Annotated in this window: 15 protein-coding genes; 6 read left to right on the forward strand and 9 right to left on the reverse strand. The window is 70.8% G+C overall.

The window, feature by feature from the left end; genetic code table 11:
* Nucleotides 1-7: 7 nt before the first annotated feature.
* The 5 genes from Q0599_RS17280 to Q0599_RS17300 form a co-directional block, all read right to left on the reverse strand.
* Nucleotides 8-1,021, reverse strand: a complete 1,014-nt coding sequence (locus tag Q0599_RS17280; RefSeq protein WP_298831946.1) for a hypothetical protein — start codon at nucleotides 1,019-1,021, stop codon at nucleotides 8-10.
* A 166-nt stretch (nucleotides 1,022-1,187) separates the two neighbouring features.
* Nucleotides 1,188-2,345 (reverse strand): ABC transporter permease, encoded by a 1,158-nt coding sequence (locus tag Q0599_RS17285; RefSeq protein WP_298831948.1) that lies wholly within the window; start codon nucleotides 2,343-2,345, stop codon nucleotides 1,188-1,190.
* Nucleotides 2,342-3,496, reverse strand: a complete 1,155-nt coding sequence (locus Q0599_RS17290; RefSeq protein ID WP_298831950.1) for an ABC transporter permease — start codon at nucleotides 3,494-3,496, stop codon at nucleotides 2,342-2,344. Before Q0599_RS17290 ends, Q0599_RS17285 begins: the two co-directional genes overlap by 4 nt.
* Complete coding sequence (locus tag Q0599_RS17295; protein WP_298831952.1) at nucleotides 3,493-5,466, reverse strand: ATP-binding cassette domain-containing protein; 1,974 nt, start codon at nucleotides 5,464-5,466, stop codon at nucleotides 3,493-3,495. The genes Q0599_RS17290 and Q0599_RS17295 overlap by 4 nt, the downstream gene beginning before the upstream one ends.
* Nucleotides 5,445-6,575: an efflux RND transporter periplasmic adaptor subunit gene (locus Q0599_RS17300; protein WP_298831954.1), complete on the reverse strand. Its 1,131-nt coding sequence runs from the start codon at nucleotides 6,573-6,575 to the stop codon at nucleotides 5,445-5,447. Before Q0599_RS17300 ends, Q0599_RS17295 begins: the two co-directional genes overlap by 22 nt.
* An 18-nt stretch (nucleotides 6,576-6,593) precedes the next feature.
* Between Q0599_RS17300 and Q0599_RS17305 the strand changes: the two genes are divergently transcribed.
* Genes Q0599_RS17305 through Q0599_RS17330 form a run of 6 tightly spaced genes read left to right on the forward strand, consistent with a single transcriptional unit; the run spans nucleotide 6,594 to nucleotide 11,483 of the window.
* Complete coding sequence (locus tag Q0599_RS17305; protein WP_298831957.1) at nucleotides 6,594-6,800, forward strand: hypothetical protein; 207 nt, start codon at nucleotides 6,594-6,596, stop codon at nucleotides 6,798-6,800.
* On the forward strand, nucleotides 6,800-7,399 hold the full coding sequence (ureE, locus tag Q0599_RS17310) for an urease accessory protein UreE (RefSeq protein ID WP_298831959.1): 600 nt from the start codon (nucleotides 6,800-6,802) through the stop codon (nucleotides 7,397-7,399). Before Q0599_RS17305 ends, ureE begins: the two co-directional genes overlap by 1 nt.
* Nucleotides 7,365-8,084 carry an urease accessory protein UreF gene (locus tag Q0599_RS17315; RefSeq protein ID WP_298831961.1) on the forward strand — a complete coding sequence of 240 codons (720 nt, stop codon included), beginning with the start codon at nucleotides 7,365-7,367 and terminating at the stop codon, nucleotides 8,082-8,084. The genes ureE and Q0599_RS17315 overlap by 35 nt, the downstream gene beginning before the upstream one ends.
* A gap of 26 nt (nucleotides 8,085-8,110) precedes the next feature.
* Complete coding sequence (gene ureG, locus Q0599_RS17320; RefSeq protein ID WP_298831964.1) at nucleotides 8,111-8,755, forward strand: urease accessory protein UreG; 645 nt, start codon at nucleotides 8,111-8,113, stop codon at nucleotides 8,753-8,755.
* Entirely contained in the window at nucleotides 8,752-10,956 is a 2,205-nt protein-coding gene (locus tag Q0599_RS17325) for a prolyl oligopeptidase family serine peptidase (protein WP_298831967.1), read from the forward strand. Before ureG ends, Q0599_RS17325 begins: the two co-directional genes overlap by 4 nt.
* A gap of 38 nt (nucleotides 10,957-10,994) precedes the next feature.
* Nucleotides 10,995-11,483 carry a cupin domain-containing protein gene (locus Q0599_RS17330; protein WP_298831970.1) on the forward strand — a complete coding sequence of 163 codons (489 nt, stop codon included), beginning with the start codon at nucleotides 10,995-10,997 and terminating at the stop codon, nucleotides 11,481-11,483.
* 3 nt (nucleotides 11,484-11,486) lie between these two features.
* Here Q0599_RS17330 and Q0599_RS17335 read toward each other — a convergent pair whose 3' ends face one another.
* Genes Q0599_RS17335 through Q0599_RS17350 form a run of 4 tightly spaced genes read right to left on the reverse strand, consistent with a single transcriptional unit; the run spans nucleotide 11,487 to nucleotide 14,510 of the window.
* A complete protein-coding gene (locus Q0599_RS17335; protein ID WP_298831974.1) occupies nucleotides 11,487-12,515 on the reverse strand; it encodes a S49 family peptidase in 1,029 nt (342 codons plus the stop codon).
* 27 nt (nucleotides 12,516-12,542) lie between these two features.
* Complete coding sequence (locus Q0599_RS17340) at nucleotides 12,543-12,932, reverse strand: Rieske 2Fe-2S domain-containing protein (RefSeq protein ID WP_298831977.1); 390 nt, start codon at nucleotides 12,930-12,932, stop codon at nucleotides 12,543-12,545.
* Nucleotides 12,925-13,587, reverse strand: a complete 663-nt coding sequence (locus Q0599_RS17345) for an HAD-IA family hydrolase (RefSeq protein WP_298831979.1) — start codon at nucleotides 13,585-13,587, stop codon at nucleotides 12,925-12,927. The genes Q0599_RS17340 and Q0599_RS17345 overlap by 8 nt, the downstream gene beginning before the upstream one ends.
* Nucleotides 13,584-14,510 carry an RluA family pseudouridine synthase gene (locus Q0599_RS17350; RefSeq protein WP_298832758.1) on the reverse strand — a complete coding sequence of 309 codons (927 nt, stop codon included), beginning with the start codon at nucleotides 14,508-14,510 and terminating at the stop codon, nucleotides 13,584-13,586. Before Q0599_RS17350 ends, Q0599_RS17345 begins: the two co-directional genes overlap by 4 nt.
* Nucleotides 14,511-14,907 lie beyond the last annotated feature (397 nt).

The following is a 14,907-nucleotide window of genomic DNA, read 5'->3' on the forward strand; positions in this document are numbered from 1 at the left end:
ACCGCCGTCAGTCGCTGCTGACGATCGGGCAGTTCACCAAGAAGCCGGCGGCTCCGAAGCGGGCGCCGCCCGGGCCGGTCACCAGGCCCTGGTCCACCAGGTTCAGCAGGCCGCTGCGGTCCTTCTGCGCCAGGTTCTGGCCGGCAGCGATGGCCGCCGCGCTCCAGGCGGCCGGGAAGACGTCCCACAGCGGGCTGTAGCGGCCCTGGTTGGGCGTCCAGAACAGCAGGTTCAGAGGGTCCGCCCCATCGAGCAGCGCCGCGTTGAGCCCCTGGCGTTGCGGGTTGCCCAGGCCGGTCTGCCCGTTGATGAACGCGGCCAGCGTCGTGCGCGCCGAGTCGGTGCCGTCGCCGCCGGCAGTGGGTGCGGCATTCAGGGCCGGCGCCAGCGTGGCGTTCTCCAGCGCCGCCGCGTCGCTCACCGATGCATCGGTCGAGATGTACTTCACCAGCCGGCCATTGGCATAGCCGAAGGACTCGGCCATGTCCACGCGCCCGCGCACGGTGTCCACGCGCACGGCCTTGGGATGGCGACCGCTGCCGTTGGCCACGTGCGGTGCGTTCAGGATGCGACCGTCGGGCAGCTCCACCAGCGGGCTGTAGCCGAACTCGCCCTCCGGACCGTGCACCGCGTTGGCTGGCGGGAAGCCGGTCGGCCCGGGCACCACCACGCGTTGGCGGTCGAAGCGCACTGTCGCGGGAAAGTCCAGCAGGCCGTTCACGATCCGTGCACGGGCCACTGCGCCGGTGCCGCGGGCCACGTCCAGCTTGCTGGATCGGTTCACCCCCAGCCGGTCGGCATCGGCGCCGTCCGAAGCGTCCAGCACGATGTACCAGACCGTGCGGCCCTGGCTGGTGCCTCGGTGCAGCGGCAGCGTGGCGGTGAGGTCGGCGTTCTCGACGGCACTGCGCATGAACAGGGTGCGTCCGTCGGCGCGTGCCGGACGGGGCAAGGCGAAACCGGTGGCCGCCGCCAGGGTGGCGGCGGCAGAAGCGGTGAATTGGCGGCGTGACATCGACATGGCATGACTCCTCATGGTGGGGGCCGGCAACGCTGCCGGTCTGCCCATGCGTCGCGCGAGGCAGCGCCTCATTACGGGCATTGCAGGGTCCTGCCTGCGCGCCCCATCCGCCACCGGCGAACGCGCGGGACAACGCAGACTGCGTCGGTCCCGCGGCCTCGCCGCTTCAGCGGAACTGGCGCCGGAAGCGCAGCACGCCGACGGCGAACAGGGCGGCGCCCAGCAGCAGCATCTTCGCGAGCACCGGCCAGAGCACGTCCAGCCCGACGCCGCGGATCAGGATGCCGTAGGCGACGACGATGAAGTGACGCAGCGGCGAGAGTTCGGTCAGCCACTGCAGCCAGCCGGGCATGCTCTCGACCATGTTCCAGGTGCCTGACAGCATCACCATGGGCACCACCACCAGGATGACGATCAGGCTCATCTGTCCGGAGTTGCGCGCGAAGCCCGAGACGACGATGCCGACACCCGCGCAGGCCATCGTGTACAGGGCGGTCATGGCGAAGAACAGCGCCACGCTGCCGCGCAAGGGCACGCCGTAGCCCGCGTGCATCACGCCCAGCACCGCCACCGCGGTGCCGGCGAGCATCACCAGCACCATCGCCAGCACCTTGCTCAGCACGACCTGCAGGGGCGACAGCGGCGCCACCAGCAGTTGCTCGATGGTGCCGCGCTCGCGCTCGCGCACCAGCGCGGCCGCAGGCAGCACGATGGCGGCGATGGTGAGCATGGTCAGCCATTCCGACACGGTGTTGAACCACGTCTCGTTCAGCGCGGCGTTGTAGGCATAGCGGATGTCGGCGCGCACCTCGGGCAGCCTCGTGGGGTCCACGCCTTCTCGCAGCAGCGTGCGCGGCGCCCATTCGGCGCCGAAGGCAGCGCAGATGCGCGCCGCGTAGCTGGCGACGAGGAAGCCCTGGTTGGCCTGCGCGGTGTCGACGAGCAGCTGCACCTCGGCCTGCCGGCCGAGCGCCAGGTCGTGCTGGAAGTTCCCGGGCAGCACGAGCGCCGCGCGCACCTCGCCGCGGTCAAGCAGGGCCGACGCCTCGCCCACCTCGCCGAGCTGCCGTCGCAGCTCGAACTCGGGCGCGCGGAAGCGGCCGATCAGATCACGGCCGGCGGCGCTGTGCTGCGACTGCACGACCGCCAGCGGCGCGCGCTGCAGCTCGATCGACGACGCGCCGGCCGCCAGCATCACGTCCAGCGTGAAGATGAAGACGGTGTAGGCGAACAGCGCGCGGTCCTTCAGCAGTTGCCTGAGCTCCTTGACCATCAGCGCGCGCACCTGCTCGCACCACACCGCGACGACCGGGGCGCGCCTCACGATGCCGTCCTCTTGCGGAACAGCGCCAGGCATAGCCCCAGCACCACGAGCGCGAAGCCGGCGATCCACGCGAAGTCCGCGAGCAGGGTCTCGAGATCGCTGCGCTTGAGGAAGGTGCCGATGGCGATCTCGCGGTAGTGGCTGGCCGGCAGCACGCGGGCCAGCCACTGGTTCGCGCCCTGCATCGACTCGACCGGCGCGAACAGGCCGGAGAACTGGATCGCGACGATCGACGCGGTGATGGTGGCGATGATGATGGCGGCCTGCTGGCTGCGCACGAGCAGCGAGATCAGCAGGCCGAGCGCGCTGGTGCCCAGCAGGTAGAGCACGCTGCCCAGCGCGAGCACCCAGGCGCTGCCCTTGAAGGGCACGCCGAAGTAGACCACCGTCACGGCCCACAGCAGCAAGGCGTTGACGCACGACACGGCGAGGCTGGGCAGCAGCTTGCCGGCCATGAACTCGGCGCGCGTCAGGGTGGAGCAGCGCACGTTGTAGATCGCCCCGGTCTCCTTCTCGCGCACCACGCTGACCGCGAGCAGCAGCGGCGGCACCATCAGCAGGATCAGCATCAGCAGCGAGGGCGCGACGGTCCAGATGCTGCGCACTTCCTCGTTGTAGAGATAGCGCACCTGGAGCCGCACCGGCTCGATCGCCGCCATCGTGCGCCCGATCGGCCGCCCGGACAGACGCGACAGCGCCGAGGCGCGGATCTCCGCGCTGGCCGCGGCGTTGATCGCCTCCACGTAGCCGCGCAGCGTGCGCGCCGGCGCGGTGAACGTGCCGTCGACGATGAACTGCACCCGGGCTTCGCCGCCGCGATGCAGCTCGCGCGCGAAGCCGGGCCCGATGCGCAGGATGACCCGCGCGCCGCCGGTGGCCAGCAGCGGCTCGATCTGCGCATGTGAGTGCAGCGCGCCGAGAAAGCGGAAGTGCCGGGTCTTCGTGAAGTGGTCGATGTAGGAGCGGCTGCTGGCGCTGCGGTCCTCGTCGAGCACCGCCAGGCCGACATGCTCCACCTCCTGGCTCATGCCGTGGCCGAACACCAGCATCAGCACCACCGGCAGGGCGAACGCCAGCAGCAGGTAGACGCGGTCGCGCAGCATCTCGCGCCACTCCTTGCGCGCCAGTGCCACGACGCGCGAGCGCTTCACGGCGCCCTCGCCTGCAGGGCGCCGACCTCGCGCACGAAGACGTCGTCCATGCCGATCTCGCGCGGCAGCACGGCCTGCAGCGTGATCTGCCGCGCGCCGAGCAGCGCGGCGATGCGTGCCTCGGCCTGCGCGCGGTCGACGGCCATCAGCAGCACGCCGTGGCCGCGCAGCATGGCATCCGCATGGCCCGCCTCGCGCAGCAGCTGCAGCGCGCGCGACGGATCGTCGCAGCGCACTTCGAGCAGTTCGCCCGAATGCTGCCGCAATCGTTGCTTCAGCTCGAGCGGCGACGCGTCGGCGACCACGCGGCCCTCGAACAGCAGCACCAGGTGGTCGCACAGCTCGGCCTCGGCCATGTGGTGCGTCGACAGCAGGATCGCGACGCCCTCCTCGCGCGCCAGCCAGGACAGGATGTTCCAGAAGTGCCGGCGGCCGAGCGGATCGACCCCCGAGGTGGGCTCGTCGAGGATCAGCACGCCCGGTCGATGCAGCAACGCGCAGCCGAGCGCGAGGCGCTGGCGCAGCCCCATCGGCAGGCTGGCAGCGGCGTCGTCCAGGTGCGCCGACAGGGCGCCGAGCTCGATCGCCCACGCCGTGCGTTCGCGCGCGCTGCGCCCGACGAGGCCATAGACGCCGGCATAGAGCATCAGGTTGTCGCGCACGCTCAGGTCGGCATAGAGCGAGAAAGCCTGTGACATGTAGCCGATGCGCTGGCGGATCTGGCGCGAGGCGCGGCGCATGTCGGCGCCGGCGACCTGGCCCACCCCCGCGGTGGGTGGCAGGATGCCGGTGAGCATCTTGATCACGGTGGTCTTGCCAGCGCCGTTCGCGCCGAGCAGGCCGAAGATCTCGCCGCGCGCGACGCGGAAGCTGACGCGGTCGGCGGCGCGGAAGCCGTCGTAGTCGCGCGTCAGGCCGATCGCCTCGAGGGCGCATGGCGGCGCAGCCGCGCCCGCGTTGCCCTCGCCGGCATGTCCGGCGGTGGCCGTCACCGGCTGGGCGGCCTGCGGCGTGCGCTCGCGCACGCGCGCGACGACCAGGTCCTCCAGCGACGGCGGCAGCGCCTGCAGCTCCGCGCGCGGCGCGCCGGGCAGCACGCTGCGCACCTGCGCCAGCGCCACGCCGGCGTCCGGCGTCGGCACGAGCACCGAGGCGCTCGCACCGTGGCGGTCGACCGGCCCGAAGGCGCGGGCCAGCCGCTGCACGGTGTCCGCGCTCGCGTCCGCAGCGACGACCACCGTGGCCGCCAGCTGCTGCGGCAGGCGCTCCGGCTCGCCTTCGGCGAGCAGCGTTCCGCCGTACATCAGGCCGACGCGGTCGAAGTGGCTGGCTTCGTCGAGGTAGGCGGTGGCCACGAGCGCCGTCATGCCACGCTCGTGAACCAGCTCGGGAAGCAGCTGCCAGAAGTCGCGCCGCGACAGCGGGTCCACGCCCGTCGTCGGCTCGTCGAGAACGATCAGCTCGGGTTCGTGGATCAGCGTGCACACCAGCCCGAGCTTCTGCTTCATGCCGCCGGAGAGCTGCTTCATCGGCCGGGCGCGGAAGGCTTCGAGCCGGGTCATCGCCAGCAGCCTGGCCTTGCGCTCCTGCCGCACGCGGGGCGGCACGCCGCGCAGGTCGGCGAAGAAGTCGACGTTCTCGTCGACGCTCAGCTCGGGGTAGAGGTTCAGGCCGAGGCCCTGCGGCATGAAGCCGATGCGCTGCTTGATCCGCTCCGCGTCGGCTTCGCTGGCGAGGTCCTGGCCGAGCACGCGCAGGGAACCGCCCTCGAAGCTCAGCACGCCGGCCACCGCCTTGAACAGGCTGCTCTTGCCGGCACCGTCGGCGCCGATCAGGCCGTACAGTTCGCCGCGCGCCACGTGCAGCGAGACGCCGGCCAGCGCCTGACGGTGCCGGTAGCGCTTGACCAGACCGTCGACACGGACCATGGGCTCGGCGCAGCCCGCCGTCAGTGCCTCGGGTCCTGCCATGCCGCACCGTCGCGCCAGCGGATCATGCCGTCGGCCGGCTGTCCCGGGTTGAGCTTGCCGTCCGGGTTCCGGTCGGCATACAGGCGCACCTCGTAGACCAGCTTGACGCGCTCGTCCACCGTCTGCACTTCCTTGGGCGTGAACTCGGCGCGCGCGGCCACGTAGCGCAGCGTGGCGGCGAACGGCTCGCCGGGGTAGGCATCGACATGGATGCGCGCCGGCATGCCCCTGCGCACGCGGCCGATCTGCGTCTCGGGCAGGTAGCCCTTGAGATAGAGCCGGCCGAGGTCGGTCAGCTCGAGCAGCGGCGTGCCGGCATTCACCACTTCGCCGAGGTTGACGAAGCGGCCGGTCACGGTGCCGCCGACCGGCGCGGTGATCGCCAGGTCGTCCAGCGCGACGCGCGCCTCGGCGAGTGCAGCAGCCGCCTCGCGCCGCCTGTCACGGGTCACGGCGAGCTCGGCCTCGCGCGCACGCACGCGCTGCGGCCCCAGTTCGGCGTCGCGCAGTGCCTGCTGCGCCTGCGCCAGCGCAGCACGCGCCGCGTCGCGCAGTTCGCCCGACTGCCTGAGCACCAGGCCGGCGCGTTCCAGCGCCTGCGGACCGACGAAGCCCTGCGACGACAGCTCGACGGCGCGCGCATGCTCGCGTGCATCCTGCTCGTGCGCCGCATCGGCGCGCCGCAGTTCGGCCTGCGCGGCGGCCACGCGCGTGCGTGCCGCCTGCACGGCCACCGCCGTCTCCGCGCGCAACAAGGCGACAGCGGCGTGCTGCGCGGCGAGTTGCGACTCCAGGCTGGCCTGCGCGGCCTGCGCCTGCTCGAGCCGCGCGCCCACCGCGCGCTCGTCCAGGCGAACGAGCAGCTGGCCCGCCGTCACGACGTCGCCTTCGCGCACGGCGAGCTCGACGACGCGTCCGGCGAACTTCGGCGCCACCGTGATGTGGTCGCCCTCGATGCGTCCGTTGACCTGCAGAAGCCCGTCCGCCGCGGGCGGGTGCCGCACCAGCAGCCAGGCAGAGACGACGGCGGCCAGCGTGACGGCAATCACCGCCAGCAGCACCAGCCGTCTGCGTCGCCAGGCAGGTCGGTCGTCCGGGGTGTTCGGCATGGTGGGTGCAAAGCCGGGATGATCAAGCAATCGCTCCCCTGCTGGTTGCGCGCAGTCAACGCAGGGGCGAACGAACCGGTGATGGTCATCCTCGCCCTCGCCGACAGGCCCTCCGGCGTCCGTGCGGCCGCGCTCCGGGGGCAGGCGGTGCGTGCCCGTGGCCTCGAGGTGCTCGCAGCGCCGCATCGGACGATCGAAGCCTCGGCGCGGGGCACAATGCGCTGATGCTGAACCTGAACAAGCTCATCCCCGGCGGCCGCGGTCTCGCCGGCGTGCTGCTCAAGCGCGCCGCCACGGTGGAACTCGACTGGGACGTGCGCCAGAAGAGCCGCTTCGACGCCACCGACTCGCTGGGCCGCGCGCTCGGCGTGTTCCTGCCGCGCGGCACGGTGGTGCGCGGCGGCGACGTGCTGGTGGCCGAGGACGGCTCGCTGGTGCGCGTGCTCGCCGCGCCGCAGCCGGTGCTGCGCGTCGCCCACTGCACGCAGCACGGCAGCCCGTTCGACCTGCTGCGCGCTGCCTACCACCTGGGCAACCGGCACGTGCAGCTCGAGCTGCAGGCGGATCACCTGAAGCTCGAGCCCGACCATGTGCTGGCCGACCTGCTGCGCCAGATGCACCTGATCGTCAGCGAAGCGAACGAGCCCTTCGAGCCGGAGTCGGGCGCCTATGCGGCCGCGGCGCCGGCGGCGCACGCGCATGGCCATGAGCACGGGCACGCGCACGGCCCGGGTCATGCCCACGCGCAAGACCACGGTCACACCCATGGCCCGGGATGCGGCCACGACCATGGCCACCACGGACACGACCACCACGAGCACTGAAGCACTGGCGCCGGGCGCCCTGCTGCAGCTGATGTGGCTGGCCTCGCCGGCGTTGCCGGTGGGCGGCTTCAGCTACTCCGAGGCGCTGGAGGCGGCGGTCGAGTCCGCCCGCATCGCGGGCGAGGCACAGGCATCGCGCTGGTTGCTCGACCAGCTTCGGCTGTCGCTCGCACGCAGCGACCTGGCCGTCGTGGCGCAGGCCCTGCCCGCCTGGCAGCGCGGCGACGTCGACCGGGTGCGCGCGCTCAACGAATGGGTGTTCGCCACCCGCGAATCGCGCGAGCTGCGCGCCCAGGCCGAGCAGATGGGCCGCTCGCTGGTCGAATGGCTGAAGAACCGCAGCATCGACGACCCGCGCGTGGCCGCGCTCGCCAGGTTCACACCCGCACCGAGCTGGCCGCTGGCCTTCGCGCTGGCCGCTGCGCAGACCGGCGCGCCGCTGCGTGAGGCGCTGCTCGCCTTCGCCTTCGGCTGGGCCGAGAACATGGTGCAGGCCGCGCTCAAGGCTGTTCCTCTCGGCCAGAGCGCCGGCCAGCGCATCCTCGCCGCGCTGGTGGAGGCCATCCCCGCCGCGGCGGAGCACGCCATCGCACTCGCCGACGACGAACGCCAGGCGTTCTCACCCATGCTCGCGATCCTGTCGTCGCAGCACGAGTCCCAGTACTCGAGGCTGTTCCGTTCCTGAACCCTCCCCTTGCGTCCACCGCCTCCATGAGCTCACTGCACCACATCCCCGGCCGCACCAAGAAGCTCCCTCCGCTGCGCGTGGGCGTCGGCGGCCCGGTCGGCTCGGGCAAGACCACGCTGGTGGAAATGCTCTGCAAGACCATGCGCGAGCGCTACGACCTGGTCGTCGTCACCAACGACATCTACACCAAGGAAGACCAGCGCCTGCTCACCGTCGCCGGCGCGCTCGAGCCCGAGCGCATCGTCGGCGTCGAGACCGGCGGCTGCCCGCACACCGCGATCCGCGAGGACGCCTCGATCAACCTCGAGGCGGTAGACCGCATGCTGGAGAAGTTTCCGGACGCCGACATCGTCTTCATCGAGTCGGGGGGCGACAACCTGGCCGCCACCTTCAGCCCCGAGCTCTCCGACCTGACGATCTACGTGATCGACGTGGCAGCCGGCGAGAAGATTCCCCGCAAGGGCGGGCCCGGCATCACCAAGAGCGACCTGTTCGTCATCAACAAGATCGATCTCGCGCCGTACGTGGGCGCGGATCTGGCCGTGATGGACGCCGACACGAGGCGCATGAGGCCCACGAGGCCCTATGTGATGACCAACTTGAAGACGAATGCCGGCTTGCAGCAGGTGATCGACTTCATCGAGACCCGAGGGATGCTCAGAACATGAACTTTCATCGACTCGCCGCGGCGCTGCCGTTGCTGGCCGCGCTGTTCGGCGCGCAGGCGCAGGGCGCCTCGCCCACCCAGGCGCCGCCGGCACGCAACGTGCCGGAAACCTTCTTCGGCACCACGGTCAACGACCCCTACCGCTGGCTGGAGGACGTCAAGTCGCCGGAGGCGGCGAAGTGGATGAAGGAATCCAGCGAGCGCAGCCACGCTGCGCTCGCTGCGATCCCGGGCCGCGCGAAGCTGCTCGATGCGCTGGAGAAGATGGATGCCTCGGTGGCCGCACGCGTCTTCGGCGTGGTGCGCGAAACCGGCGACCGCTGGTTCTTCGAACGCCGCGGCGCCGCCGAGAACCAGTTCAAGCTGCTGCTGCGCCAGGGGCTGGCCGGCCGCGAGCGCGTGCTCGTCGATCCCGAGGCGATCGAGAAGAACACCGGCAAGCCGCACGCGATCAACTACTACGCCGCGTCGCCCGGTGGCGCGCATGTGGCCTATGGTCTGTCGGCGCAGGGATCGGAGGCCGCCGTCCTGCATGTGCGCGACACGCGCAGTGGCCGTGCCATCGGCCGGCCGATCACGCGCACCGACTACGGCTCGCCGAGCTTCTCGCCGGATGGCCGCCACCTGCTCTACTCGCGCCTGCAGGAACTCAAGCCGGGCATGCCCGACACCGAGAAGTACCAGCGCTCCATGACCTGGCTGATGCGCGTGGGCAGCGACGCCACCAAGGCGCGGCCGGTCTTCGGCCTGGGCGTGCCGGGCGTGGACATCACGCCGGCGGAGATCCCGATCGCCACCTTCACCCACGACGGCCGCTGGCTGATCGGCTACGTCTTCAACGGAACGCAGCGCGAAATCACACTCTACGCCTCGCCCGCGCGGCCGGTGCTCGCCGGCAAGCCGCCGCGCTGGTCTCGGCTGGTCAGCGCTGCCGATGCGGTCAGCAGCGCGAGCTACTTCGACGACGGCCTGTATCTCGTGTCCCACAAGGACGCGCCACGCTCGAAGGTGCTGCGCCTGTCGCTGAAGGCGCCGGACATCGCCCAGGCCGAACTCATCGTGCCGCAGGGCGAGCAGGTGGTCACCGGCATCGCCTCGGCAGCAGATGCCCTCTACGTCGAGCGTCGCGACGGCAACATCAAGCGCCTGTTCAAGCACGCCCACGCCGGCGGCGCGGCGCTGCAGGAGGTGAAGCTGCCGGTAGAAGGCTCATTTCGTCTGAATGCCGACGAGAGCCTCGCGAGTGCCGCCGATCCGCGGCTGCCCGGGCTGGTGCTCGACCTGCAGAGCTGGAACCGCGCACGCCAGATCTACCTGGTGGGTGCCGATGGCACGGTGGCCAACTCGGGTCTGCAACCGCAGGGTCCCTACGACGCGCCGGCCGACATCGTGGTCACCGAGGTCAAGGTGCCCAGCCACGACGGCGCGCTGGTGCCGCTGTCCATCCTGCATCGCAAGGGCGTGTCGCTGGACGGCCGCAACCCGACGCTGCTGTATGGCTACGCCAGCTACGGCATCACCGAGGAGCCGTACTTCAGCCCCGGGCGGCTGGCCTGGCTGGACGCCGGCGGCGTACTCGCGGTGGCCAACCCGCGCGGCAGCTCGGTGTACGGGCAGGACTGGTACAAGGCCGGCTGGCAGGCCACCAAGCCCAATACGTGGAAAGACTTCATCGCCTGCGCGCAGTGGCTCATCGACCAGAAATGGACTGCGCCGGCGAAGCTGGGCATCCTCGGCGGCAGTGCCGGCGGCATCCTCGTCGGCCGTGCGATGACCGAGCGGCCCGACCTGTTCGCCGCCGTGGTGCCGGCGGTGGGTGCGCTCGACATGGTGCGCGCCGAGGTCACGCCCAACGGCGTGCCCAACATCCCCGAGTTCGGCACCCGGGCCACCGAGGCCGGCTTCCGCGCCCTGCTGGCGATGAGCACCTACCATCAGATCGTCGACGGCACGAAGTACCCGGCAGTGTTGCTCACGCACGGCATCAACGACCCGCGCGTCGAGGTGTGGCACAGCACGAAGACCGCCGCGCGCCTGGCCGCCGCTTCCACCAGCGGCAAGCCCATCCTGCTGCGCCTGGACTACGACGCCGGCCACGGCGTGGGCAACACGCGCCGCCAGCAGCAGCAGGAGCGCGCCGACATCTACGCCTTCTTCCTCTGGCAGATGGGCGTGGCAGGCTTCCAGCCCAAAGCGCCGTGAGGCGCTTGGCAGCGATCACGCCCTGAGGAGGCCCGCCGATGAGCCACCGTGCCGAGGAACTGCGCCGCTCGCTGGTGCGCAATGTCGACGAGGTGCCGCTCGAGCGACAGCACCGTCCACCGCTGTACGACACGCTGTGCGGCGGCCTGTCCGACGGCACCGCGGCGAGCAAGCTCGGCGCCGGCTACGACGTGCTCGCGCCCGGCATGCGAAGCTGCCCCTACCACCTGCACCACGCGCAGGAGGAGATGTTCGTCATCCTCGAGGGCCAGGGCACGCTGCGTGTGGCCGGCGAGATGGTGCCGGTGCGCGCTGGCGACGTGGTCTTCATCCCGCCGGGACCCGAGTACCCGCACCAGTTCATCAACACTTCGGACGCGCCGATGCGCTACCTCAGCATCAGCACGCAGGAGCGGCCCGAGCTCTGCGAGTACCCAGATTCGGGCAAGGTGGCCGGCTACATCCGGGGCCTGCGCATCATCCAGCGCCCCGGGGAAGCTCTCGACTACTGGGACGGGGAACCGTAGCGCTCAGCGGATCGGCGGCGCCATCTCCCGCAGCGCGCGCATCGCGCCGGCGCCGGCCGAGGCGCCGAAGCGCTTGGCCAGCCGCTCGACGAGGTTCTCGTGTGGGGTGTAGTCGACGATCTCCTCGGCCTTGACCACCTCGCGTGCGACGTAGTCGAGGTTGCCGGTCTTGTCGACGAGGCCGAGCTTGATCGCCTCCTCGCCGTTCCAGAACAGGCCAGAGAAGATGTCTGGCGACTCCTTCAGCCGCTTGCCTCGGCCCTGCTTGACCACCGCGATGAACTGCTGGTGGATCTGGTCGATCATCGACTTCGCATGGGCGCGGTGCTGATCGTTCTGCGGCGAGAACGGATCGAGCATGCCCTTGTTCTCTCCTGCCGTGAGCAGGCGCCGTTCGATGCCGAGCTTCTCCATCGTGCCGGTGAAGCCGAAGCCGTCCATCAGCACGCCGATGCTGCCCACCAGGCTCGCCTTGTCGACGTAGATCTCGTCGGCCGCCACGGCGATGTAGTAGGCCCCCGAGGCGCACATCTCCTCGACCACCGCGTAGACCGGCTTCCCGTGCAGCGCCTTGAGTCGGCGGATCTCTTCGTTGACGATGCCGGCCTGCACCGGGCTGCCGCCAGGGGAGTTGATGCGCAATACGACCGCCTGCGCGCCCGCGTCCTCGAAGGCGGACTTCAACGCGGCGACGAGGTTCTCGGCGCTGGCCTCGCTGTCCGCGGCGATCTCGCCGCGCACATCCACCAGCGCGGTGTGCGGCGCGCTCGGTGCCGCCGGCCCGACGCCGGAGGAGAAGATCAGCATGGCCACGGTGGCGAACAGCGCCAGCCAGGCGAGGCGGAAGAAGATGCGCCAGCGGCGTTCGCTGCGCCGCTCGGCGAGGAACTCGCGGGCGAGTTGCTCCAGGCCGCCGTCGGTTGCCGAGAGGCGCGGCGTCGCAGCGGCCGCCGGTGCCGGCGCGGCAGGGGCCGCACTGCCGAAGGCGGGTTCCACGCGCCCGGTGGAGGTCGGTTCGTCGGGTGTGCTCATGCGAAGGCTTTCGGCCTCGCCGACGGTTCAGTCGGCGAAGGCGGGTTGGGTATCGTGGGAAGGATACCAATACACCTGCCCGTCGCGCTCCTCGACCTCGATCGCCACGAGCCGCCCGCGCCCGCACGGTCCACCGGCACAGCGTCCGGTGGCGGGTTCGTAGGCCGCACCGTGGATCGAGCAGAGGATGAAGGCGCGATCGCTGTCAAGGAACTGGCCGGGCAGCCAATCCATCTCGGCCGGCATGTGGGCGCAGCGGTTCAGGTAGGCGACCACGCGGCCGTCGACGCGCAGGGCAAACGCGCGCGCCGGCTGGCGGTGCTGCAGCACGTCGAAGACGAGCGCGTCGCCGCGCTCGGTGAGCTGATCGGACGCGCACAGGAGCTGCGGCGCGCCCCGCCCGCCGCCCTCAGGCATGGCGCAGCAACCAGTCGTGCAGCTCGGCGGTGGTATGGGCGACGTGGCGCGTGTCGAAGTCCTCGAAGGTCTCGTGCGCATGGGCGCCGTAGCTCACGCCGATCGCCGCCGCGCCGGCATTGGCGGCCAACTGCAGGTCGTGCGTGGTGTCGCCGATCATCAGCGTGCGCTCGGGCGCGACGCCGAACTCGTGCATCAGCTCGAGCAGCATCTGCGGGTCGGGCTTGGAGGCTGTCTCGTCGGCGGTGCGCGTGGCGTCGAACATGCCCTGCAGTTCCACCGTGCGCAGCGCCTCATCGAGCCCGCGGCGAGACTTGCCGGTGGCCACGCCGAGCCAGTGATGCCGCGCCTTCAGCGCATGCAGCATGGGCAGCGTGCCTTCGAACAGCACGATCTCGTGCTGGCTGGCGAAGTAGTGGTGGCGGTAGCGCTCGCCGAGCTCCTTGTAGCGCTCGCGCGGCAGGTCGGGCGCGGCATGCTGCAGCGCCTCGATCAGGCCCATTCCGATCACGTAGCTGGCGTCGCGGTCGCTCGGCACCGGCACGCCCAGGTCGGCGCAGGCGGCCTGGATGCAGCGCGTGATCAGGGCGGTCGAGTCGAACAGCGTGCCGTCCCAATCGAACACGATCAGGTCGAACTGGCGGGGTCGGGTCATGCGGGCAGCGTGTCGAGGAAGGCCTCGCATTCTGCCGGCAGCGGCACCTCCAGTTCGATCACCTCGCCGCTGGCGGGGTGCTGGAAGCGCAGCCGCTGCGCGTGCAGGAACATGCGGCCGAAGTGCGCCGGTGCGCGCGCCAGCGCCTTGTTGAGCGCGAAGTCGCCGTACTTCGCGTCGCCGACGATCGGGTGCCCTTCGTGCGCAAGGTGCACGCGGATCTGGTGCGTGCGGCCGGTCTTGATCGTCACGTCGAGCAGCGTGAAGCCGGCGAAGCGCCGCGCCACCTTGACCAGCGTGATCGAGCGCTTGGCCTCGTCGTGGCCGGGCTCGACGGCGCGCACGCGGCGCTCGCCCTCCCCGGTGAGGAACTTGTGCAACGGCACGTCGATGACCTTCCTGCCCGCCGGCCAGGCGCCGATGACCAGCGCCGCGTAGCTTTTGCCCGTCTCGCGCGCGCGCAACTGATCCTGCAGCGCCACCAGCGCCGAACGCTTCTTCGCGATCAGCAGCAGGCCCGAGGTCTCCTTGTCGAGGCGGTGCACCAGTTCGAGGAACTTCGCGCCCGGCCGCGCCTGGCGCAGTTGCTCGATGACGCCGAAGCTCACCCCGCTGCCCCCGTGCACGGCCACGCCGGCGGGCTTGTCGACAGCGATCAGCTGTTCGTCCTCGTAGACCACCGGGAATTCGCGCGCCGGCGCAGGCGCCGTGTCGGGTCGTTCGGCCACGCGGACCGGCGGCACGCGCACCACGTCGCCAACGTGCAGCCGCGTGTCCGCCGAGGCACGTCCCTTGTTGACGCGCACCTCGCCGGAGCGGATGACACGGTAGACATGGGTCTTGGGCACGCCCTTGAGCAGCCGGATGAGGTAGTTGTCCAGCCGCTGGCCCTGCGACCCTTCGTCGACCGTGAGGCGCAGCACGCTCGGCAACTTGCCGCCCGCGGCGGCCGGCTTGGCTTTCCCCCCTATAATCGGCCGGTCCACGTCGTGCTCTAAGTGCTTGATTCTTAGGAGTTTAGCCTCGCAGGCACGACGGGCGGGCCGCTCAGGAGAGCGGTTCATCCGGTGATGCAACGCAACGTTGCCCGGTCGGGCGCCGTCCCCACGTGACGGCGCGGTCCGTGGAGCGCTGCGGCAGAGCAAACGAAGAACGAACCACCCAACAAGGTTTTCCGGACAGGAGACAAACCGGCCGAGCACGAGGGCGCGAGCCCCGCCGACGCCACCGTCTCTTGTCTGCGTCCAGTGATCCAGCGGATGTTGTTCCCGATCCCCCACACCCCGCGCCGCGAGCGTGAGCCTGCCAGGCCGGTTGCCT

It is taken from the genome of uncultured Piscinibacter sp. (genome assembly GCF_937952055.1).
Classification (GTDB): Bacteria; Pseudomonadota; Gammaproteobacteria; order Burkholderiales; family Burkholderiaceae_C; genus Piscinibacter.